The sequence below is a fragment of the Bacillus sp. OV166 genome (genome assembly GCF_900177675.1).
Lineage (GTDB): Bacteria > Bacillota > Bacilli > Bacillales > Cytobacillaceae > Neobacillus.
The window spans coordinates 5,414,738-5,437,828 of record NZ_FXWM01000001.1 but is presented as its reverse complement, the minus strand read 5'-3'; the positions used below and the strand labels follow the sequence as shown (position 1 = coordinate 5,437,828).

16 protein-coding genes and 1 other annotated feature are annotated in these 23,091 nt (G+C 40.3%); of the genes, 13 read left to right on the top strand and 3 right to left on the bottom strand.

Annotated elements, in window-relative coordinates:
* Positions 1-167: 167 nt before the first annotated feature.
* The 5 genes from CCK98_RS26795 to CCK98_RS26775 all read left to right on the top strand — a co-directional run bounded on the left by CCK98_RS26795 (position 168) and on the right by CCK98_RS26775 (position 7,515).
* Positions 168-1,661 carry an aldehyde dehydrogenase family protein gene (locus CCK98_RS26795; RefSeq protein WP_088089372.1) on the top strand — a complete coding sequence of 498 codons (1,494 nt, stop codon included), beginning with the start codon at positions 168-170 and terminating at the stop codon, positions 1,659-1,661.
* A 25-nt stretch (positions 1,662-1,686) separates the two neighbouring features.
* Positions 1,687-3,060, top strand: coding sequence for a putrescine aminotransferase (locus CCK98_RS26790; RefSeq protein WP_088089371.1), 1,374 nt, complete (start codon positions 1,687-1,689; stop codon positions 3,058-3,060).
* A 30-nt stretch (positions 3,061-3,090) separates the two neighbouring features.
* Positions 3,091-4,461 (top strand): 4-aminobutyrate--2-oxoglutarate transaminase, encoded by a 1,371-nt coding sequence (gabT, locus tag CCK98_RS26785; protein WP_088089370.1) that lies wholly within the window; start codon positions 3,091-3,093, stop codon positions 4,459-4,461.
* A gap of 39 nt (positions 4,462-4,500) precedes the next feature.
* Positions 4,501-5,919, top strand: a complete 1,419-nt coding sequence (locus CCK98_RS26780) for an NAD-dependent succinate-semialdehyde dehydrogenase (RefSeq protein ID WP_142292243.1) — start codon at positions 4,501-4,503, stop codon at positions 5,917-5,919.
* 471 nt (positions 5,920-6,390) lie between these two features.
* Positions 6,391-7,515: an HAD family hydrolase gene (locus CCK98_RS26775; protein WP_088089368.1), complete on the top strand. Its 1,125-nt coding sequence runs from the start codon at positions 6,391-6,393 to the stop codon at positions 7,513-7,515.
* 45 nt (positions 7,516-7,560) lie between these two features.
* Here the strand turns inward: CCK98_RS26775 and serA are convergent, their stop codons facing one another.
* Entirely contained in the window at positions 7,561-9,204 is a 1,644-nt protein-coding gene (serA, locus tag CCK98_RS26770; RefSeq protein ID WP_088089367.1) for a phosphoglycerate dehydrogenase, read from the bottom strand.
* A gap of 63 nt (positions 9,205-9,267) precedes the next feature.
* Positions 9,268-9,480, bottom strand: a binding site (T-box leader).
* A gap of 289 nt (positions 9,481-9,769) precedes the next feature.
* Between serA and CCK98_RS26765 the strand changes: the two genes are divergently transcribed.
* Together CCK98_RS26765 and thrB are read left to right on the top strand one after the other, a co-directional pair.
* Positions 9,770-11,065, top strand: a complete 1,296-nt coding sequence (locus CCK98_RS26765; protein ID WP_088089366.1) for a homoserine dehydrogenase — start codon at positions 9,770-9,772, stop codon at positions 11,063-11,065.
* A gap of 98 nt (positions 11,066-11,163) precedes the next feature.
* Positions 11,164-12,081 carry a homoserine kinase gene (thrB, locus tag CCK98_RS26760; protein WP_088089365.1) on the top strand — a complete coding sequence of 306 codons (918 nt, stop codon included), beginning with the start codon at positions 11,164-11,166 and terminating at the stop codon, positions 12,079-12,081.
* Here thrB and CCK98_RS26755 read toward each other — a convergent pair.
* Positions 12,074-14,623 (bottom strand): EAL domain-containing protein, encoded by a 2,550-nt coding sequence (locus CCK98_RS26755; protein WP_088089364.1) that lies wholly within the window; start codon positions 14,621-14,623, stop codon positions 12,074-12,076. The two genes, thrB and CCK98_RS26755, sit on opposite strands and share 8 nt — an antisense overlap.
* A 92-nt stretch (positions 14,624-14,715) precedes the next feature.
* Positions 14,716-14,859, bottom strand: a complete 144-nt coding sequence (locus CCK98_RS35640) for a hypothetical protein (RefSeq protein ID WP_179195935.1) — start codon at positions 14,857-14,859, stop codon at positions 14,716-14,718.
* Positions 14,860-15,046: 187 nt separating this feature from the next.
* On the opposite strand from CCK98_RS35640, the gene CCK98_RS26750 reads away from it, so the two are divergent.
* From CCK98_RS26750 to CCK98_RS26725, 6 genes are all read left to right on the top strand, one after another.
* On the top strand, positions 15,047-18,295 hold the full coding sequence (locus tag CCK98_RS26750; protein WP_088089363.1) for a BTAD domain-containing putative transcriptional regulator: 3,249 nt from the start codon (positions 15,047-15,049) through the stop codon (positions 18,293-18,295).
* Between the two features lie 155 nt (positions 18,296-18,450).
* Positions 18,451-19,632 (top strand): substrate-binding domain-containing protein, encoded by a 1,182-nt coding sequence (locus CCK98_RS26745; RefSeq protein WP_088090552.1) that lies wholly within the window; start codon positions 18,451-18,453, stop codon positions 19,630-19,632.
* A gap of 104 nt (positions 19,633-19,736) precedes the next feature.
* Positions 19,737-20,510: an ABC transporter ATP-binding protein gene (locus tag CCK98_RS26740; protein ID WP_088089362.1), complete on the top strand. Its 774-nt coding sequence runs from the start codon at positions 19,737-19,739 to the stop codon at positions 20,508-20,510.
* Positions 20,488-21,195: an ABC transporter ATP-binding protein gene (locus CCK98_RS26735; RefSeq protein WP_088089361.1), complete on the top strand. Its 708-nt coding sequence runs from the start codon at positions 20,488-20,490 to the stop codon at positions 21,193-21,195. The genes CCK98_RS26740 and CCK98_RS26735 overlap by 23 nt, the downstream gene beginning before the upstream one ends.
* A gap of 18 nt (positions 21,196-21,213) precedes the next feature.
* The gene (locus tag CCK98_RS26730; protein ID WP_088089360.1) at positions 21,214-22,074 is read left to right on the top strand and encodes a branched-chain amino acid ABC transporter permease; all 861 of its coding nucleotides are present in this window, start codon (positions 21,214-21,216) and stop codon (positions 22,072-22,074) included.
* Positions 22,075-22,105: 31 nt separating this feature from the next.
* Positions 22,106-23,080, top strand: a complete 975-nt coding sequence (locus CCK98_RS26725) for a branched-chain amino acid ABC transporter permease (protein ID WP_179196039.1) — start codon at positions 22,106-22,108, stop codon at positions 23,078-23,080.
* The last annotated feature ends 11 nt before the right edge of the window (positions 23,081-23,091 follow it).

Here is a 23,091-nt window from a genome sequence, read left to right as displayed (position 1 = left end):
CGCTAAACGGGCGCTTCCGCTTTTCTATTATGCACAGAATAATAGGGTTATGCAAAATTGAATAGAATTTATTCGTATATTTTGAGAGAAACCTATTTTGCTACCTTTAAAGCATTGGCACGCTTCTTGCAATAAAGTTAGTGAGGGTGAATAAAGGAGGAATTTAAATGGTCGATGTAAAAAACCGAGTTGTAAACCTGAAGATGTTTATTGATGGTGAGTGGAAGGATGCCGAAAATCAAGAAACACGCCCAGTAATTAATCCTGCAACTGGTGAGGTTATTTCATATGCACCTGAAGGAACGACTGCTGATGCTCGTACTGCAATTTATGCAGCACGGAGAGCGTTTGAAGAAGGTGTTTGGTCCGGGATTTCTGCTCAGGAACGGGCCTCCTATTTATTAAAAATTGCTGACAAAATTGATGAATATGCCGATGAATTAACCCAGTTGGAAACAATGGATAACGGGAAACCATTAAGAGAAGCAGGCTTTGATGTCGGGGATGCAGCCGCCTGTTTCCGCTATTATGCCGGCCTGATTACAAAACCTGATGGACAGACCTACCATGTCTCAGGTCCTATGCAGGCTATGGTTGTCCGCGAGCCGGTGGGGGTTTGTGGCTTAATTGTTCCGTGGAACTATCCGCTGTTAATGAGTGTTTGGAAAATTGCCCCTGCCTTAGCCGCGGGAAATACAATTGTCTTTAAGCCGTCCGAAGTGACACCAGTTACTCCGAAAAAGCTATTTGAAATTTTTGAAGAAGTGGGTTTGCCAAAAGGAGTAGCTAATATGGTAATGGGTGCTGGAGCGGTTGTTGGAAATGAAATCGCCTCCCACCCTGAGGTTGATATGATTTCGTTTACCGGCGGTACGAAAACGGGCAAGCAAATTATGAAAACAGCAGCCGATACGATGAAAAAAGTTTCATTAGAATTAGGCGGTAAATCGCCCAATATCATTTTTGCTGATGCTTATTTTGAAACGGCAGTCGATTATGCCTTATTTGGTATCTTTGCAGGGTCTGGTCAAGTCTGTTCAGCTGGTTCAAGGATCCTTGTCGAAGAAAGCATCTATGATCAATTCGTCCAACGTTTTGTCGAACGAGCTAAGCAAATTCAAGTAGGACCAGGAAATACAGCTGGAACAGAGATGGGTCCGCTTGTCAGTCAGGAACACTTAGAAAAAGTTCTTTCATATATTGAAATAGGAAAACAGGAAGGTGCGACAGTTGCTTGCGGAGGAAAGCGGATTGTTGGCAACGGGTTAGAAAAAGGTTATTTTGTTGAACCCACCGTTTTTGTCGATGTGAACCAAGAAATGAGAATTGTCCAAGAGGAAATCTTCGGTCCTGTTGTTGTGATTCAGAAGTTCAAGGACGAAGCGGAAGCTATAAAACTTGCAAATGGTACGGTATATGGGTTAGCCGGTGGTGTGTTTACCAATAATGGTGCAAAGGGCTTGCGGGTCATTAAAAAGCTGCGTGCAGGGATTACTTGGGTAAATTCCTACCATCCTACTTATAACGAAGCGCCATGGGGAGGCTATAAGCAAAGTGGGATTGGGCGCAGCCTTGGAACGTTTGGGCTTGAAGAATTTCAAGAAATAAAACAGATTAATATCAATTTACAGGTTGAGCCGGTTGGCTGGTTTTCTAAATAATTCACTAGTAGGAGGAATATAAATTATGAGTATCGATTTAGAACGAGAATTAAAAAGTGAGCAAAATAAAAATGTAAGTGAATATATTAATAAGGTTCTATGTTTAATAGAAAAAGAGGAAATTAACGAAGCGGAAGCAGCTTGGATTACGAAAGAAACCGTTGACGGCTTCCGTGAGCACGTCAACCCAGGCTTCCTAGAATACCGCAAAACAGTTACTGAAGGCGGCCAATTTGCGGCAGTGGAATGGTCTGATAATGGATCATGCTTTAAGGATGTCAATGGTAAGGTATACATTGATTGTCTTGGCGGCTTTGGCATCTATAATGTCGGTCATCGAAATCCTAAGGTGGTTAAGGCGGTAACTGACCAATTAAAACGTCAGGCGCTTCATAGTCAGGATTTGCTGGACCCGCTTCGTGCGATGTTAGCAAAAATCTTAGCTGATATCACTCCAGGCGATTTAAAGTATGCCTTTTTTACAAACAGCGGGACAGAAAGTGTGGAAGCAGCATTAAAGCTTGCGAAAATGTACAGTGAGCGGACAACATTTATTTCTACTACTCGTGCATTCCACGGGAAAAGTTTAGGCTCATTGTCAGGAACGGCGAAAGGGATGTTCCGTAAACCATTCTTACCGTTAATACCAGGCTTCCGTCATGTGCCTTTTGGTGATATTGACATGATGAGAAAAACGTTTGAGGTCTGCGCTGCCGTTGGTGAAGATGTGGCTGCTGTTCTTTTAGAGCCGATTCAAGGCGAAGGAGGAATTATCCTTCCACCGGAAAACTATTTAAAACAAGTTCGTGAGCTTTGTGATCAATATGGATCCTTGCTTATTTTTGACGAAGTGCAAACGGGAATGGGACGGACTGGAAAGATGTTTGCGGCTGAATTGTATGAAGTTGTTCCGGATATTATCTGTTTGGCAAAAGCATTTGGCGGCGGAGTGATGCCAGCTGGTGCTGTTGTAGCTACAGAAAATGTCTTTAATAGCTGGTTTGATAATCCGTTTATGCATACAACAACCTTTGGTGGCAATCCGTTAGCCTGTGCGGCAGCGATTGCGACAATTGGCGTATTAATTGAAGAGAAACTACCAGAAAGAGCTGCGGAAGTTGGAGCCTATTTCCTTGAAGAACTGAAAAAAGCAGCAAAAGGCCATGAAGATAATGTTCAAGAGATCCGTGGTCAAGGCTTAATGATTGGCATTGAATTCCATCAAGATGAAATCGGCTACGACGTCTCAAAAGGAATGTTTGATAGAGGGGTTCTTGTAGCAGGGACCTTGATTAACTCGAAAACCATCCGCATCGAGCCGGCTCTGACAATTAGTTATGATGAAGTCGATAAAGTGGTCAGCACCTTCAAAGAAGTTTTAGTACAAATAAATGCATAAAGATTTTTTATAATAAGGGGGAGCAAGGTAGTGGAAAAGAAATATGTCAAGCTCCAAACAGAGATACCTGGGCCGAAATCGAAGGAAATATTGGAGCAGAGAAATAAATATGTCCCGAAAGGAATCAGTAATAACTGCCAGGCCTTTGTTAAAAAAGCACAAGGAGCCCTGGTAGAAGATGTGGACGGTAATTGTTATATTGATTTTGCCGGCGCCATTGGGACGATAAACGTTGGGCATTCCCATCCTAGAGTGGTTAGAGCACTTCAGGAACAAGCAAGTCAATTTATCCACACTGGCTTTAATGTGATGATGTACGAATCGTATATTACTTTAGCCGAACGGCTTTGCATACTTGCCCCTGGTGAATTTGACAAACAGGCTGCCTTTTTTAACAGTGGAGCGGAAGCTGTTGAAAACGCTGTAAAGATTGCAAGGAAATATACAAAGCGTCAAGGAATCATTTCGTTTACTAGGGGGTTCCATGGTCGCACGTTAATGACAATGACGATGACGAGTAAAGTGAAGCCTTATAAGTTTGGCTTTGGACCATTTGCTCCAGAAGTTTACAAGGCGCCATATCCCTATGTGTACCGCCGTCCCGAAGGAACGAATGAGCAGCAATATAGCGCTATGATTATCGAGCAATTTGAACAGTTTTTATTGGCAGAAGTCGCTCCTGAAACGATTGCTGCTGTCGTGATGGAACCTGTCCAAGGGGAAGGCGGTTTTATCGTGCCAGACACCGCCTTTGTTAAACGGGTGAGAGAAATCTGCACACAGTATGGCATCTTGTTTATTGCCGATGAAATCCAAACAGGGTTCGCACGGACAGGAAAATATTTTGCGATTGATCATTTCGAAGTGGTTCCTGATTTAATTACCATTTCGAAATCAATGGGGGCCGGTGTTCCGATTAGCGGCGTGATTGGCAGGGCAGAAATTATGAGTACTCCAGAAGTTGGAGAAATCGGCGGAACATACGCAGGCAGTCCGCTCGGATGCAGGGCTGCACTGACAGTTTTGGATATTATTGAAAGTGAGCAACTTAATGACCGGGCTCGAAAAATTGGGGACCGAGTAATAGAAAAGATGCAGCTTCTTGCTGATCGGTTCGAAGGTATTGGGGATGTGCGCGGACTCGGTGCGATGTGTGCGATGGAAATTGTGCAGGACAGACAATCGAAAACTCCTGATAAAGACGCGACTGGGAAAATTGTTAAAGCTGCAGGCGAACGTGGTTTGATGTTACTTAGCGCGGGGCTTTACAGCAATGTGATTCGCCTTCTTATGCCCATAACAATCACAGATGACCAACTTGAAGAAGGATTGCAAATTCTTGAGGAAGCTATGGAAGCAGTTTATCATAATGATCCTGCCTTATCAGTTGGAGGGGAATGAAAAATGGATAAAGTTAAGCAAAATTATCAAATCTATCCGATGTATCTTAATGGAGAATGGGTTGGCAATGATTATGAGGTTTTAACTGATATTATCAATCCGGCAACAAAGGAAGTTATCGGTGCTGTGCCAACAGGAGGTGCTTATGAAGCAGAAAAAGCTGTTGATGCTGCCCATAAAGCCTTCAAAATCTGGTCAAAGAAAACAGCGGATGAGCGTTACCAACTATTGATGAAATGGTTTTATTTAATAGAAGAGAACAAGCAAGAAATTGCTCGGATTATGACAATTGAGCAAGGGAAACCACTGAAAGAAGCTCTTGGAGAGGTTCAATATGCCAATGGCTTCATCTCTTGGTATGCGGAAGAGGGAAAACGAGTATACGGTGAAACGATTCCAGCTTCCCACCCTAATAAAAGAATACTAGTTAGAAAAGAACCAGTCGGTGTAATTGCAGCGATTACCCCTTGGAACTTCCCAGCGGCAATGATTACGAGAAAAGTAGCACCAGCCCTTGCAGCAGGCTGTACCGCTGTTGTAAAGCCGGCAAACCAAACACCGCTTACAGCATTAAAAATGGCTGAGCTTGCCCATGAAGCAGGTATCCCTGCCGGTGTATTAAACGTGATAACTGGGAGGTCCTCAGAAATTGGCGAAGTATGGCTGAAGGACCCACGCGTGACGAAAATTACCTTTACAGGATCGACAGAGGTTGGAAAAACATTGATGCGCGGGGCGGCGGAAACTGTCAAAAAGGTATCACTTGAGCTTGGCGGGAATGCTCCATTTATCGTTATGGATGATGCTAATTTAGCGAAAGCCGCTGAAGGCCTTGTCCAATCGAAATTTCGCAATGCAGGTCAGACTTGTATTTGTACTAACCGAGTATTTGTGCAAGAAGAGATAGCAGACAAATTTATTAAGCTATTTCAAACAGAATTAGAAAAGCTTAAGGTCGGCAACGGATTGGAAGAGGGAACTGATATTGGCCCATTAATTGATCTAGCCGCTTATAATAAAGTAGAAGGCTTGGTCAAGGAGGCAGTTAGTAAGGGAGGAAAAGTCACTTATACCGGACTCAAACCTGCAGTGGACAACGGCTATTTCTATGCCCCAACTATACTGACCAATATTAACGATGATATGGAATGTATGAAAGATGAGATCTTTGGCCCACTGGCTCCCATTTCAACTTTTAAAACGGAAGAGGAAGTCATTGAACGGGCAAATAATTCCTGTTACGGATTAGCTGCCTATGTGTATACAGAAAATTTAAGCCGTTCATTTAGAATCACGGAACAGCTGGAGTACGGAATCATTGGTCTGAATGATGCGCTGCCTTCCGTCGTTCAAGCGCCATTCGGCGGCTTTAAAGAGAGCGGCCTTGGACGTGAAGGTGGTCATTATGGGATTGAAGAGTTTTTAGAAGTAAAATATATTTCGATTGGTTTGGATTGAAATTAGCCTTTTTTGAAAAGAGGAGAACCACGACTAAAAGCTATAATCATGCAAGGAAGTATGCGCTCGGGTATCGCGAGGACAAACCATTGAGTAGAATGCTACCAGCTTGGCCGTTTGAAGAAAGTTTTAATTTAAGCTAAATCTATTTTAATAGGAACAAGCCGTGCAATCGGAATCCCGGGACACGGCTTGTTTTTTAATGGTTTTTTATAACCGATAAAATAGTATCAATCGATGCATGATCAGCAGGCTCTGTATCGATGTGTTTTCAAATTACATTTCCCATTTCATCATAAATCCACGTACCGCCCTGGATATAGATATCATGGGTTTTCATCGCCTTTTAGACCATCTTTTTCTGGGCTTCGTCTTCTATTATCAGTTTTATTAAACAATTTACTTCAAATTGATTGTCCTACTGTGTTACGATAGCGTATAAAAGCAAACTGGGAAATGAGGGTGAGGTAAGTGATTAACACAATTTTGTTTGACGTAGATGGGGTACTTTTAAGCGAGGAGCATTATTTTGATGCTTCCGCTTTAACCGTTTGGGAGATGTTGATTAGCTGTAATTACTTGGGACTTGAACCAGATCAGTTTATAACGGATTATAGTGAAGATGAAATCAAGGAAATAAGAGAGTTAGTATTTGAAAACGATAAAGTTCTCAAGTTTATGAAATCACGCGGCTTAAACGCCAACTGGGACATGATCTATCTATCATACTGCCACCAACTTATCCACCTGTTGTCACAAATTAAGGATACTGAATTTGAGAAAATCACTAAATGGTGTCAGGCACCAATCACCAGAGAAACATTATTAGAGATTGGCAGGGTGTTGAGTAATTATCGTGTAAAGATGAATTTCAGTTTGTTTGTGGAAGAGTTTTCACGCTCAGAAGCAACGAAGCAGGAATTGTTTAGTTATTTGAATGAGTTGGCGAAGGAGAAGCTTGGGGTCGAAACTTCTATTTTTAAAAAGGGAGAACTTTGGTCTGTTTGTGAGCATGTATCCCAAGAATGGTATGTGGGGGATGAACATGTTCTTGCCTCTACGGGAAGACCCTCGGTTCAAAAGGGGAAAAAGGGCTTTCTGTCAAATGAAACCACATTAGCTCCGAGGCAGGAAATTGATGAGTTATTTCAATTCTTAAATTCATCAGGTTTCACGATTGGAATCGGGACAGGCAGACCTGAATTAGAAACAATTCAGCCGTTCCAGCATTTAGATTGGTTAAAGCATTTTGAAGTGAATCGGATCGTCACCGCTGATGAAGTGCTAATGGCGGAAAAAGAGCTACCCGAAAGGAAGTCGCTGTCGAAGCCGCATCCATTTACATATATCATGGGACTTCTCGGAAAAGAAGCATCGATTCAGGATTGTTTAAATACGCGTTTGCCGCTTGAAAATGCGGAGACCGTTCTAGTGGTTGGCGACTCATTGGCGGATTTGTTAGCGGCTAAACAACTGGGCTGCCCGTTTGCTGCGGTGTTAACTGGTCTGTCAGGAAAAGATGCGAGAAGTGATTTTGAAAAGCATGAAGCAGAATATATTCTTGATACGGTGCTCGATTTGAAAGGGATATTATAGGTGCAAAAAAGAGGGATTGCTTGATCGCAATCCCTCTTCCCCTGTCTAGATACTTTCTACTTTTTCTATTTCCATACTTCCCGGTTCAAAAGAATCCACATTTGATAACTCCAAGACTTGTGCTTCCTCTAGTCCATCAATTAATTTTAAGGCGTGAATGACATTAGCATTTAATGTCTTATCCAGGGTTAAAACCATGATAGCTTCGCCGCCGACCTCTGTTCGACCAACCTGCATTGTTCCAATATTGATTTGGTGATCACCCAATAGAGAACCGACCTTACCAACCATCCCTGGTACGTCACGATGCTTAATATATAACAGGTATTTCTCTGGTTTGACATCAATCCGGTATTGATTGATTTTTAGAATTCTAGCTCCATAGCCGTTTAAGACCGTAGCACCAATTTTGGCCGTCTCAAAATTATTGGTAACACTCAGTTCCATATAATTTGCAAAACCTTTATTCGAAGCGTTTTTTACAACATTATAAGAAACTCCTTGTTCCTTCAACAGGTGAAGAGCATTAATTAAATTGACAGAATCACTTAAATGATAAGAAAGGACACCTTTAAGCATCGTACGAGTTAACAATTCTGTATCTTCACCGATTAATTCGCCATAATAATTAATTTCAATTTTAGTAGGTGCCTGTTTGTTTAATAATTGAATGACAAGCTGCCCCATTTGATCCCCAAGCAGTAAGTATGGCTGCAGTTTCGCCTGTGTTTCCCCTGACATTTGCGGCATATTAACCGCGTTTTGAATGGATTGAGATTCGAAAATCTCAATGATTTCTGCACTTACCTCTTGGGCCACTTTTTCTTGAGCTTCAACCGTGGAAGCCCCAAGATGCGGTGTTACAATAATATTTGGATTTTGCAGTAATTCTGAGTCGGCAACAGGCTCTTTTTCAAAAACATCAAGGGCTGCTCCAGCCACATGCCCTGTCTGAATGGCTCTAACTAGTGCCTTTTCGTCGATTACACCGCCGCGCGCACAATTGACAAAACGGACCCCTTTTTTTGTTTTTCGCAAATAGTCATCATTAATAAGTCCTCTTGTGTCATTGGTTAGAGGTGTATGAATCGTAATAAAATCGGATTCTTGAGCAATTAAATCGAGACTGGCTTTCGTCATGCCCAGTTTCTTTGCGCGCTCTTCAGTTAGATAGGGATCAAACCCTAAAATGTTCATCCCAAAGCTTTTTGCTCGTTTCGCCACTTCAGTTCCAATTTTACCCATGCCAATTACACCAAGTGTTTTCTTATATAATTCCACCCCTTTAAAGGAGTTACGGTCCCATTCGCCGGAGGTCGTTTTCTGATGGGCTTGGGGAATTTTTCTTGCTAATGATAACATCATTGCCAAGGTATGCTCGGTTGCTGCAATTGTATTAGCACCAGGTGCATTGATGACAATAATCCCTTTTCTAGTTGCCGCATTCACATCTATGTTATCGACACCGACACCTGCTCTAGCGATCACACGGAGACGGCCAGCTGCTTTGAGCAGTTCTTCACTTACTTTCGTTTGGCTCCGGATAATAAGAGCATCGTATTTGCCAATGATGGTTTTTAATTCGTCTGTCGGAAGTGTTGGCTGTCGGTCCACCGTAAAATTAGGATGATCTAATAAGCTTTTCAACCCCGTATTGCTAATACCATCGGTAACAAGGACTTTAAACATTTTTGAATCCTCCTTTAATTTCTAATAAAAAACGTCCCTCATAACAGACAGAATTGTCTTGTTATGAGGGACGTGAATAAACGCGTGGTGCCACCCTCTTTTGCTGCAAAATAAAAGCAGCCTCAACAAGTTAACGGTTTCAACCGGGCACCGCCTACTAAAACTTTCGGCGGCCAGTTCAGAAGGGCTGGGCATCTTAAGAAAATTGCACTGGTTCGCAGCAAGCACCAGCTCTCTGAAGCATTTTCTTAATACCGTCTTCGTCATCACTTTTCATTTATGGAAGATATCTAAAAGATTGAAATTTCAAAAAATAACTGAATATAGTGATTATTCTACAACTATACCTTCAATCTTGTAAAGGGATAAAAAAGAAAAAATATTTCAAATTTTTGTGAAAAATTTTGCTCAATATAAAGTAATCCCTTTATAATACGGTAGTAAGCGGTTAAACTATAATTGCTAGAAACAAACCTATTGTAAAAAAATAAAGAGAATCATATAATGTCTACAACAGACAAACAATTGTATTCCTTGAGTGGACAAAAAAGTGGGAGGGTAAAACATGAAAGCAATCTCGATTGGGTTATTGGGTTTAGGCACTGTAGGTTGTGGGGTAGTAAAAATTATTGAAAAAAATCAAGATAAATTAATCCACCAGGTGGGCTGCCCGGTTGTAATAAAAAAGATACTTGTCCAAGATGTACATAAAATTAGACCAGTTGAAATAGATGCTAAGGTTTTAACATCAAACACGGAAGAAATCCTTTTTGATGAGGAAATTGATGTTGTAATCGAGGTAATGGGCGGAGTACAAGATACAAAAGATTATTTAATCACTGCTCTTCGTCAAGGTAAGCATGTTGTTACTGCGAATAAGGATCTAATGGCCTTGCATGGTTCGGAACTGTTAACCGTAGCTTCTGAACACGGCTGTGATTTGTTTTATGAAGCAAGTGTTGCCGGAGGGATCCCAATTCTGCGAGGATTAGTCGATGGACTTGCCTCTGACCGAATTAAACAGCTGATGGGAATTGTAAATGGAACAACCAATTATATACTAACCAAAATGAGCGACGAAGGCCGTTCCTATGAAGAGGTCCTCAAGGAAGCACAGGAGCTTGGGTTTGCCGAAGCAGATCCTACCTCGGATGTAGAAGGACTAGATGCCGCCCGTAAAATGACAATCTTAGCGACATTAGGCTTTTCGATGCATATTGATTTGGAAGATGTACAGGTGTCCGGTATTTCGAAGGTAACCGATGAAGATTTGCGCTATGGAAAACAATTAGGATATACGATGAAACTAATTGGCTATGCCCATCGTGAAGGGGAAAAAGTCGAGGTAAGTGTGGCCCCTACGTTCTTATCAAATAATCATCCACTTGCTTCGGTACAAAATGAATATAATGCCGTTTACGTTTATGGTGAATCGGTTGGTGAAACTATGTTTTATGGACCAGGTGCTGGAAGCTTGCCAACTGCAACTGCAATTGTTTCGGACTTAGTCGCGGTAATCAAAAATCTAAGGCTTGGGGTAAATGGACGGAGTGCTGTGACACCTCAATATCCAAAGCAATTGAAAGATAATGGGGAGAAATACTCTAAATATTTCTTAAGGATTCATGTGCAAGATGAGGTTGGTGTTTTCGCTGATATAACCACCATCTTTGCAAAATATGGAGTCAGCTTTGAAAAGATCTTACAGCTGCCTGTTAAGAAAAATGAAACCTCAGAAATTGTTTTAGTAACACATCGAGCATCATTAACTAATTATGATCAAATTTTACAAGAATTAAATGATCTCAAGGCAGTTAAGGAAATAAAAAGTGCGTATCGGGTAGTGAGGAAATCGTTATAAGCTGGCCAGGATTATTTGAAGAATATATACGAGTAAGCCAATCCCATTCCCAAATGATGAAAAGGCAGTGACTGAACATATTCGAGGAGTTGTCTATAGTGACATTAAATGATCGTTTTACCATCAAAGTACCTGCAAGTACAGCAAATCTAGGTCCAGGCTTTGATTCAATGGGACTAGCTGTTGATTTGTATTTGACGTTAGAGGTGGAGGAGAGCCAAAAGTGGGATATTCGGTCTGCTTGTGATGAATTGAAATCCCTCTCAACGGATGAGACCCATTTTATCTGTCAGATTGCTATTAAAACGGCATCTAACTATGGCATCGAATTACAGCCTTGCAAAATAAAAGTCGAAAGTGATATTCCGCTAGCACGTGGGCTTGGTTCAAGTGCTGCAGCGATAGTTGCGGGGATTGAACTAGCGGATACGGTAGGAAAGCTAGGTCTAACCCAGCAAGAAAAGCTGCTAATCGCAACAGAGATTGAGGGTCATCCAGATAATGTGGGTGCTTCTCTTTTCGGTGGACTGGTCATCGGCTCATATAAACAAAACGAAGTAGATATACTAAGCTTTTCTAATATTACTTTTGAGATGGTAGCAGTTATTCCAGATGAGATCCTCTTAACAAAGGACTCACGCGGGGTGCTTCCAGCAGCTTTTTCCCGTGAAGAAGCCATTCAAGCTTCTTCTACTGCTAATCTTTTGGTAGCGGCCCTATTAACTCAAAACTGGGAGATGGCAGGGAAAATGATGGAGCAGGACCTTTTTCACCAACCGTACCGAAAACCATTGATTAACTTCTATCAAGAAATAGTAGATATCGCTAAATCAAATGGTGCATTCGGAGTGGCACTAAGCGGTGCAGGACCAACTGTTCTTTGTTTTACGGAGAAGGGAAAAGGAAACCAGCTCGCACAAGGAATCCAAAGTGCATTTTCAACTATGTCAGCGAAGATACTAAATATAGATTATAGAGGAAGCAGGGTTAATATGGTGGAGAGATTTATTAAATAATCTCTCCACTTTTATTTTGATCTTTTCGAAGGTATTGCTCAAACTCCTCTGTGTTTAACGGTTTGCTGAATAAATAGCCCTGCATTTGAATGCAATTTTTCGATAGTAAAAAATCTCTTTGATACTCTTTTTCGACGCCCTCTGCGATTACATTGAGATGGAGACTTCGAGCAAGGTTAATAATCGCCTCTGGGATCTCTGAATTTGCATAATCTTCATGGATATCTTGAATGAATGATTTATCAATTTTCAAGGTATCGATTGGTAAATTTCTCAAATAGCTTAAGGAAGAATATCCTGTTCCAAAATCATCAATCGAAATAGCAATGCCCATGCTTTTAAGCAATTTAAGTGATTGAATAATTTCCGTTGAATTATTCAAGAGAATGCTTTCGGTAATTTCTATTTCAAAATTATTAGAACCCAATTGACTTTCCTTCAGAATCTCTGTGACATGTTTTACCATGCTAAAAGGTTCATGAAATTGATGGGCCGAGAAATTAACTGAAACTGAAATCGGGTTTGGACGGTTACGATTCCACTTGCACACCTGATGACAAGCTTCCTTCATAACAAATTCCCATAAAGGATGGATTAAGCCAATATCTTCAGCAATCGGAATAAACAGTTCGGGTGAGACAAATCCGAGTTCATCATCATTCCATCTTAATAGTGCCTCAGCTCCATAAATTTTACCGGAATCAACAGTAACCTTCGGTTGATAATAAACTTCTACCTTGCCATTTTCAATGGCCTTCCGTAACTTAGCTTCAAGTTTTGGTCTTTCAATGTTCGACTCTATTAAATTCTCGGTATAAACGATGACTTTGTTACCCCCTTGCTTTTTCGCAGAGTACATTGCAATGTCAGCATAAACAACGAGCGCTTCCATATTTTTTGTATGCTCTGGAAATAAGCTAATACCGCAGCTTGCACTGAGATAAATTTCGTTGCCATCTAATAGATAGGTTTTTTTAAGAGTATTGACAACTTTTTCTGCTGTAGCTTTTGTTGCTGAGAGGTCAAGATTCATTAGCAAAATAATAAATTCATCACCGCCTTGTCTAGTAATGATACTATTGTCACTAGGTAAACACGCAGTAATCCGCTCGGCAACGATTTTCAGTATTTCATCCCCTTTGTTATGTCCAAAGGAGTCATTCACCTGTTTAAAACGATCCATATCAATGAATAAAACCGAAACCGTTTCACCGGTTTCTTTTGCGTGTTCGATAGTAGGTTTTAATTTTTCTGAAAAATATCTTCTGTTTGACAAACCAGTTAATGGATCATGATATGCCTGGTATTCAATTAATTCTTTGCTCTTATTCAAATCATTCACATAGTTCTGCAAATCATTTGATAAGGCATTCACATTTTCCGTAAGCAGGCCTAATTCATCTTTTCGTTTTAAGTGTAATTTATTATTAAAGTTACCTTGTGCAATTTCATTCACTTGCTCAACGATATAACCTATTGGCTGTGTAATGGAACGGGAAAAAATCAAACTGATAATAAATACGATAATCATAATAAAGAAGGAAAGTAAAATATGAACAAAAAGTTCATGAGTGAGTTCTTTCTCAATGAGCCCATAATTATAAACAAGGCCGATGACAAATGGTTCAGAGGGTGTGGAGAAAACCGGTACAAAGGTTTTCATTATATCTTTACCATTAAGATCATCCCTGTAGGATTGCACTTGTTTTGAATTTATCGCCTGTTTAATAAATTTTGCATCAACTTGATAGTTTTTATATCTATATGATCCGTACCATACTGGTTTGGCAGAAATACGAATATAACTATTACCGTTTAAAGTGACAACTTCTTTCTTTTTACCGAAGTTCTTTGGATTGAACACTGTCAATTCTAAGATGCCTCGTTCATTTGTAAAACCTTTTATTACTTCCCCAGGTCCAAATCGTCGTTCATACTCTAATACTTCATTGTCACGAAAATAAGGATTGATAATATAGTTGGTCGTGCCATCAAAATAATAGCCCCATTTATCCGTATGCTTGGGATTGGAAGAAGCAATCTCAATCGGCCCAGACCAAAAGTAAGGCAATGTTAAACCTTTTCCAACAGAAACAGGCGTTAACGCAAACAATTGGTGAAATGCATCATACCAATATCCCCATCCCTTGGTAGACATATTAATTTCCTTATGGTCTGATGACCGAACACCAATAATATCATCTGCAGTTTTCGCTAACAGGGTTATATGCGATACCCTTACTTCTTGGGCAAGTTTCTTTAGTTGCTCATTTGTAATATCTTGATAGTTAGGTGGCAGTGCATGTTTTATCGCTAACGATGCTGTCCTTAATTCTCTGGCAAGAATATCTTCAACATACAATGTGCCTTCTCTTATATTCTCAACTTGGAATGACACTTCTTGAGTGATCATTTCAATTTCTCTTTCATTAGTTTCGAGCAGCTGGTTTTTTGAACGAATATAATGAAAGGCATTATTGGTTAATAAAATCAAAAAAACTAACAAGCAAAAAATCAATGGCATCTTTTTTTTGATGGACAATGACGCAACACTCCAATTAAACTGTGACCCACCCATTTTTATAGGGGAGGAGTCACAGCTGTTTTGTTATAACTTCACTACCAAACAGGATTTTAACCTTTCAAACCTTCCAACCATTCTTTATAACATTCATCACAAAGTGATTCATTTCTTTCCTGGTTTGAGGATACAAATGAGACATAGTGCAACTGTCTTTCTTCAATCTCAGTGGTACAATAAAAACATTTTTCAGGCATAGAAATCCTCCTCTAGTTATACTTATTTCTATAGTTTTTTCCATTATTTATTTTTATTACATAGAAAAAATCCCCACTTATGTTTAAATTAACAATTGATTGTGTTTTCCTTCCTACTCGTACACTTATTACTCCCAATATGGTAAAATAGTGTAAATATTGCGAAAGTGGAAAGGGGGCCGATAATTTGAATCTGCCGATCATTCAAACAAAGCTGCGCATTCCAGTTGTAAAAGATGACTTTATCAGAAGGGCTAAGCTCACTCAGAAAATGAAGAAAATCCCTGTATACCCTTTGACTCTTATTCATTCTGGGGCTGGTTTTGGGAAAAGTACGGCACTTGCTTTATTTATGAGGGATGAAAAAATTCCAGGCTGCTGGTACTCCATTTCATCGATCGATGATGATATCCTTCCTTTTCTCACCTATATCATCCATTCCATTCGTGGAATTACTCCTGACTTTGGAACCGAACTAGTTACATACATCGAATCAATGGATCGTTATATTCGCGATGAGGAATTAGGTGTTTTGTGTTCCCTGTTTATTAATGAAATCTTATTGATAAATGAAGAGATTACTTTAATCCTCGATGACTTCCATCAAATTGAACATTCCTATGCCATCAATAGCTGGATTGAAAAATTACTTGAACACATTCCTGCCAATTTTCATTTAGTTATTTCAAGCCGGAGCTGTCCAGGATGGAAGCATCTGACGAAAATGAAGGTCTGTGGGCAATTATTAGAGATTACAAGAGATGACCTCGTCCTTACGATTGAAGAGATGGACCTGTTATTAACAGATCTTTACGGATTAGAAGTTGAATCCCAACACCTCCAAACCATCTATCAAATGACAGAAGGCTGGGTTATAGCTTTGTGCATGATTGCCACTCAGATTCCACTAAAGAATGATATATCTGAGCTTTTTGAACACTCTTCGCATTCCCTTCAAGACTTTTTTCAGTATTTAGTAATGGAAGTCTTTTCAAAGCAGCCCCTAATTATCCAGCAGTTTCTTGAACAAACTTCAATCTTTGAGGAGATGGAGGAAGAAATATGTGATGAGGTAATTGGGATTCATGGAGCCTCCAGTATGCTTGAACAGCTAAAAGACCGAAATTTATTTATCCAAAAGATTGGATTAACCCACTTCCGTTATCATGCCTTATTTAAAGAGTTTCTCGAAAATGTTTTTCAAAAAAATAACCCGGGAAACTATGCTAGCCTCCACGAAAAATGTGCTCGTTTTTATGAGAAAAGGAACCTGTGGGAGGCAGCACTCCATCATTATAAAAAAATCAATCACTATCAAGCGATTGCTTCCATCTTACAAATACATGGCTTAAAAATGCTTGAAAGCGGAAAATTGGAAAGCTTATTTGATCAGTTAACGATGATTCCTGATTCGGATATGGATGTTTATTACCATCTTTGGTATTTAGAAGCAGAAGTCCATCGCTATCGTTCCCACTATACAGAGGCAGAGGATTGTTATAATCGGACCTATTCTATGGCAGAAAAAAGGCAAGATTATCTTGCAATGAGTAAGGCATTAGAAGGGAAAGCCCAAATTTATCTAGATACAATTCAGCCACAGCAAGCTGAAAGGATTTTATATGAGGCCATTACCTACCGAGAAAAAAGCAACGGTTCGGTTGAGGAAAAGGGTAAACTTTATCAATTGCTATCGGAGAATCTGCTAAACTCGGGTAAATCATCAGAGGCAGAAAAATGGATCAAAAAGACACAGGAATCGAAGTCTTCAAGTCCGGACGGAAATTTACAAGCAAGATTGTATTTAAGAACCGGGCGTTTTGATGAGGCGAAGAAATTGCTTTATCTGTTTCAAGAGGAAAAGAACGGGGCTAAGGTTACGTCCCTGCCGCAAGCACACCGTGAAACCAATTTATTACTATCATTAATTGAAGCGTTTACGGGCGAGGGATTAAAGGCAAAAGAACTTGCTCAAGCGGGAATTCAGCAAGGAATAAGCCTAAAGGCCCCATTTGTTGAGGCTTGTGGCTGGATTCGCATGGGTCATTCCGTACAGATTCTAAATAAATATGAATTAAACTTAGCTGAAAACTGCTACCAGACTGCTTTAGAAATTATGGATCAATTGAATGTCGACAGAGGGAAAGCGGAACCACTAATGGGTCTCTGTATTTTATATGGAACGAGTGGAGAACTCCAACGGGCCTTAGATGCAGGCGAAAAAGCTCTTCAAGAGACAGAGAAAGTCCATGATGTCTGGCTTTCTGCTTTAATTACTCTTTGCATGGGGATCGCCTGTATTTATAACCAACGGCTGCCTAAGGCCCATCTATTTTTAGAAAAAGCCAATTCTTTATTCGAGCAATGTGAAGATTCATTTGGGCTAATGTTAAGCAATTTCTGGTTTTCCTATATTTTTTATTTACAGAAAGAAACAGATTTATTTATGAAAACGATGACTGAATTCTTACGTTCCGTCCAAGTTCACGATTTTGAATTCTTTTTTCAGAAGAGATCTGTATTTAGTCCAAAGGATTTGCAAGTGTTTGTACCTTTGTTAATTGAATGCAGGAAAGTGGAAATTCAAAAACCATATGTCGAGAAAATCCTTCGGGAAATGGGAGTGGCAATGTTTGATGCACATCCTGGTTATACAATTCGGGTTCAAACTCTTGGTCAGTTCAAACTATGGCTCGGTGAGAAGGAAGTTAGGGAGAAGGATTGGCAAAGAGAAAAAGCCAAGGAGTTGTTTCAGTTATTAATTACAGTAAGTGAATCGATTGCCAAGGATGAAATCATTCAGATCCTTTGGCCCTATCAAGATAAAAAAAGTGCGGACCGTGATTTTAAAGTGGCCTTAAATAGTCTGCAAAATGTGCTGGAACCATTACGGAAGGCGAGAGCTGCACCATTTTTTATAATAAGGGAAGGCCTGTTCTATGGGCTAAATCCGACTGCTGTGATTGAATTAGATACGACTCAATTTCAAACATGGATTCTAGAAGGATTACAAGAATCTGATCCTGATAAAGTCATTAACTTTTTAGAAAAGGGCTTGCAACTTTATCAAGGAGAATACTTACCTGACCGCCGTTATGATGATTGGTGTATTAACAAAAGAGAGAGCATGCTCGTTTATTTTTTACGAGGGGCCGAGAAAATGGCCCAGTTAATGGTTCGCAAGGAAAATTACGAGTCGGCTATATTCTGGTGTGAAAAAATCCTTGAACGCGACCGAACATGGGAAGAAGCGTATCGTTTGCTCATGTATTGTTATTACCGGAAAAATAACCGTCCTCAAGCGATGAAATGGTATCAAAAATGTACAGAAGTATTAGAGGAAGAACTAGGAGTAACTCCGTTAGAACCGACCAAGCATATGTATCAGATGATCATTGAATCAGAAAAAGTCATACATCCAATGAAGCAGCCTTAATAAGAGGCTGCTTCTATTTTTGTAACTAGTTTGTAACTTTCATCTCATATCATAAAATCAAAGCTTTGTCATTTTGATATTAAACATTTTAAGGGGGAAAAAGAGTGAAGGGTAAAAGAGGGAAATGGGCAATTTTAGGTTTACTTATTTTTGTGATGATGTTTGCCAGTGCATGCAGCTCAGATCAATCATCATCAGACTCGAAAGACAATGGTGGTTCGGAAAATAAAGATCCAATCAAAATTGGCGTGCTTGCCTCCAAAACTGGGGCTTTAGAAGCCTACGGAAAACAAACCTTAAGAGGCTTTGAGCTAGGCCTTGATTATGCAACCGAAGGTAAATTGGAGGTTGCTGGAAGAAAAATCGAATTCATTGTGGAAGATACAGAAACGAAGCCGGAAGTAGCCGTGCAAAAAGCAACAAAGCTGTTAGAGGAAGATAAGGTAGATTTCCTTGTTGGATCCTCCAGTTCTGCGGATACCTTGGCCGTCTTACCGCTCGCAGAAGAATATCAAAAGATCATGGTGGTTGAACCTGCAGCAGCTGATAGCATTACGGGTTCAGAGTTTAATAAGTATATGTTCCATTCAGCACGTAACTCTTCTCAAGATGCCGTAGCAGGTGCTGCCGCGATTGCAAAAAAAGGAGTGAAAATAGCAACACTTGCTCCGGATTATTCGTTTGGTCGTGATGGCGTTGCTGCCTTTAAAGAAGCGGCCCAAAAACTGGGCGCTGAAATCGTAAAGGAAGAATATGCAGATCCAGCAGCGACAGATTTTACTTCTAATATTCAAAAAATCGTTGACGCAAAACCTGATTACTTATTTGTGGTATGGGCCGGAGCAAACTCCCCTTGGAAACAGTTGTCCGATATGAAGGTTCAAGAAAAAGGAATCAAAATTTCGACTGGGGCCCCGGATATTGCTGCATTATCAACAATGGAGCCGTTGATTGGGATGGAAGGTTTTACTGTTTATTATCATGACCTGCCGAAAAATAAAATTAACGACTGGCTCGTAGCGGAACATAAGAAGAGATTTAACAACGAAGTTCCTGATTTATTTACCCCAGGGGGGATGAGTGCTGCTATTTCGATTGTAGAGGCATTGAAGAAAACGGAAGGTTCTGCAGATGCTGATAAATTAATCGAAACGATGGAAGGTATGAGCTTTGAAACACCGAAAGGAAAGATGACTTACCGACCAGAGGATCATCAGGCACTGCAAACCTTGTATGCAATTAAGCTAGAGAAGAAGGATGGTGTTCCATACCCGGTCCCAGTACTGATCAGGGAGCTATCTCCTGAAGAAACTGCACCGCCAATTCGGAATAAATAAGTTAAATTCATCTCAACTGATAAAAAATGACGAGGGTTTGACCGACATAAATTGCTGGTCACCCTCTTCCTTATTTTACGCTAAGAACTTAGGTGGTGAAACGAATGTCTACACTTATTGAAACCGATGATTTATCAATTACGTTTGGCGGTCATACTGCAGTTGATTCCGTCAGTATTTCTGTTCCCGAAAAACACTTCAAATCAATTATTGGACCAAATGGGGCCGGGAAAACAACCTTTTTCAACCTGTTAAGCGGACAATTAACTCCTACTAAAGGAAAAATATATTATCGCGGCAAAGATATTACGAGATTTTCATCTACGAATCGAACCAGGGTGGGAATCGGCCGTTCTTTTCAAATCACTAATGTCTTTCCAAATCTAACAGTCTTAGAAAATGTCAGGTTAGCCGTTCAATCGCAAGCGGGAATTCGTTACCAAATGTTGTTCCACTATAAAAAGTACCGGGTATTTGAAGAAAAGGCTCTTGAGTGGCTGAAATTGGTCCTATTAGATGAAAAAAAGAATTCACTAGCAAGTAACCTCGCGCATGGGGAAAAGCGGAAGCTTGAGATTGCGATGCTGCTGGCTCTTGAAACTGAAGTACTTTTATTAGATGAGCCAACAGCGGGGATGTCGCTTGAAGAAGTTCCAGCGATATTAGAAGTTATTAAGAAAATAAAAGAACAGGCGAACCGGACGATTGTCCTGATTGAACACAAAATGGATCTGATTTTGGATCTATCGGATTCAGTGATGGTGTTATTTAATGGAAGACTGCTAGCAGACGGAACTCCGGAAGAAATCATGAAAAATGAAACCGTTCAGTCTGCCTATTTAGGAGGTCATTTTGATGAACGACCTGTTGAAGCTTGATAAAGTAGAGACGCATATTGGTCAATATCATATTCTACAAGGTGTTTCCTTTGAGGTGAAAAAAGGCGAAGTAACGGTCCTGCTTGGAAGAAATGGGGCAGGAAAAACGACGACATTACGGACCATTATGGGACTAAATCCAGCTTCGAAGGGAAGTATTGCTTTTAAAGGAGAATCAATACAAACACTTCCCACCTATACCATTGCTAAAAAGGGTATCGGCTATGTCCCCGAAGATCAAGGGATTTTTGCAGGTTTAACCGTAGAGGAAAATATGCGCGTGGCGATTCAGAAAGAAAATGAAGAAACGGCTAAAAGGATGGATTCGATTTTAGAGTTGTTTCCAGACTTGAAAAAGTTTTGGAAAAAACCAGGCGGCCTTTTAAGCGGCGGGCAAAAACAAATGCTTTCGATTGCCAGAGCCTATGTAAATGAAAACGAGCTCTTATTAATTGACGAGCCAAGTAAAGGCTTGGCCCCTATCGTGGTTGAGAAGGTGATGGAATCTATTTTACAAATGAAAGATCAAACCACCATTGTGTTAGTGGAACAAAATTTCATGATGGCAAGCACGATTGGTGATTGCTTTTACATTATCGATGATGGAAGAACTGTAAGTCAGGGAACAATGAAGCAATTAAAAGAAGATGAAGAAATGAAACGAAAATATTTAGGGATTGCGTAAGGAAGGGGGAATATCTTTGTGGAATTACTCATGAATTTAACCTTAAATGGCTTGGCAACAGGGATGCTGATTTTTTTATTAGCCGCCGGTTTAACCCTCATTTTCGGTTTGATGGACGTGCTGAATTTTGCTCATGGCGGGTTATTTGCCTGGGGAGCTTATAGTGGACTTTGGATTTACTCGAAAACAGGCAGCTTTATGATTGGAATTATTGGCGCCATCCTAACAGGATTCTTGTTAGGGATTATTACCGAAAAGTGGATCATTAAACCGGTGTATGGAAATCATGTCCAGCAAATATTAATTACTCTTGGTTTAATGCTGGTTTTATCCGAAATGCTGAAAGTCATTTGGGGTCCTAATCAAATAACCGCATCGCCCCCCGATTATTTAAAAGGAAGCTGGGAGCTTGGCGGCGTCATTATTATTAAGTATCGAGTCTTTATCATTTTTGTGGGATTTCTCATTTTTACCGGTGTTCAATTTTTACTCAAAAAGACCAAAATTGGTCTAGTGGTCCGAGCTGGCGTCATGAATAAAGAAATGGTTCAGGCGCTTGGAATCAACATTCAAAGGGTATTTATGTTTGTGTTTATGATTGGGGCCGGAATGGCTGCTCTAGGTGGTGTCCTCCTTGGACCATATTCGGGAGTAATCCATGCGGGTATGGGAATGGAGTTTGCCATTTTAGCGTTCATTGTTGTCGTCATTGGTGGGATGGGTAATTTTAAGGGCTCCGTTTTAGCCGCCATCTTAGTAGGGCTTTCCGGTTCTTTTATGGCCTATTATGTCCCGGACCTCTCACTGGCAGTTAATATGCTCCTAATGGCAATTGTTCTTATTATTCGGCCGCAGGGTTTATTTGGAACGAAGGGGTGAAAATACATTGAGGTTTATTCAAGGGAATAGAATGACAGCGATCTTTTTAGTCGTTGCCGCTTTTCTGCTGCTATTACCTTTTGTTTATGAATCTAGAAACCTATTGATTCTGTTAACACAAGTGTTTGTGTTTTCAATTTTTGCGATGAGCTATGACCTCTTATTGGGCTTTACGGGAATCGTCTCCTTTGGGCATGCCATGTTTTTTGGAATTGGAGCTTATTCAATGGGTATTTTTATGAAACGATTTGAACCAACGCTTATTTTCTTCTTACTGGCAGTCTTAACAACAATTGTGCTTACAGCTGTGGTCAGCTTCATTGTTGGGTTGCTTACACTACGTTTGAAAAGCCATTTTTACGCTATGCTAACACTATCTTTATCTGGCCTTTTCCTCGTTCTAGCGGAAAAGTGGCGGACCTTGACCTATGGAAATGATGGGTTCACTTTTCGGGTCCCAGAATTGTTTATAGACCGAACTAATTTTTATCTCCTCAGTCTTATTGTTATGGTTGCCGTTTTTCTCATCCTGAAGCGATTTACCAATTCACCGTTGGGACGCGTGTTGCAGGCAATTAGGGAAAATGAGCAGAGAACGGAATCATTAGGGTATCATGTTCTTCATTATAAAATTGCCGCAAGTGTTGTATCTGGAGTACTGGCGGGTGTTGCAGGGATTTTATATGCGATTTCGCTCCGATTTGTGAATACAAGTGTGTTCTCAATGGATATCACCTTAGATGCCTTATTAATGACGATCATTGGCGGGGTTGGAACATTAATTGGGGCTATTATCGGGGCAGGATTAATTGAATTTGCTCATGATTGGCTGACAGAATTAGCGAAAGAGCATTGGATTTTTGAGCGTTGGATAATCTTCTTCGGGATAATTTATATCTTGGTGGTTATGTTTTTCCCACGTGGAATTGTTGGTACGTTAAGTACGCTTTCATGGAAAAGAAAAAAACAACGATCCGCAAAAAAAGAGGGGAAACTGGCGGGATAGAGGGAGGAAGG

Coding starts and splice junctions, on each gene's coding strand:
- CCK98_RS26795 (WP_088089372.1), top strand. CDS start 168: ATGGTCGATGTAAAAAACCGAGTTGTAAACCTGAAGATGTTTATTGAT.
- CCK98_RS26790 (WP_088089371.1), top strand. CDS start 1,687: ATGAGTATCGATTTAGAACGAGAATTAAAAAGTGAGCAAAATAAAAAT.
- CCK98_RS26780 (WP_142292243.1), top strand. CDS start 4,501: ATGTATCTTAATGGAGAATGGGTTGGCAATGATTATGAGGTTTTAACT.
- serA (WP_088089367.1), bottom strand. CDS start 9,204: ATGTTTAAAGTCCTTGTTACCGATGGTATTAGCAATACGGGGTTGAAA.
- CCK98_RS26765 (WP_088089366.1), top strand. CDS start 9,770: ATGAAAGCAATCTCGATTGGGTTATTGGGTTTAGGCACTGTAGGTTGT.
- CCK98_RS35640 (WP_179195935.1), bottom strand. CDS start 14,859: ATGCCTGAAAAATGTTTTTATTGTACCACTGAGATTGAAGAAAGACAG.
- CCK98_RS26745 (WP_088090552.1), top strand. CDS start 18,451: ATGATGTTTGCCAGTGCATGCAGCTCAGATCAATCATCATCAGACTCG.
- CCK98_RS26740 (WP_088089362.1), top strand. CDS start 19,737: ATGTCTACACTTATTGAAACCGATGATTTATCAATTACGTTTGGCGGT.
- CCK98_RS26735 (WP_088089361.1), top strand. CDS start 20,488: ATGAACGACCTGTTGAAGCTTGATAAAGTAGAGACGCATATTGGTCAA.
- CCK98_RS26725 (WP_179196039.1), top strand. CDS start 22,106: ATGACAGCGATCTTTTTAGTCGTTGCCGCTTTTCTGCTGCTATTACCT.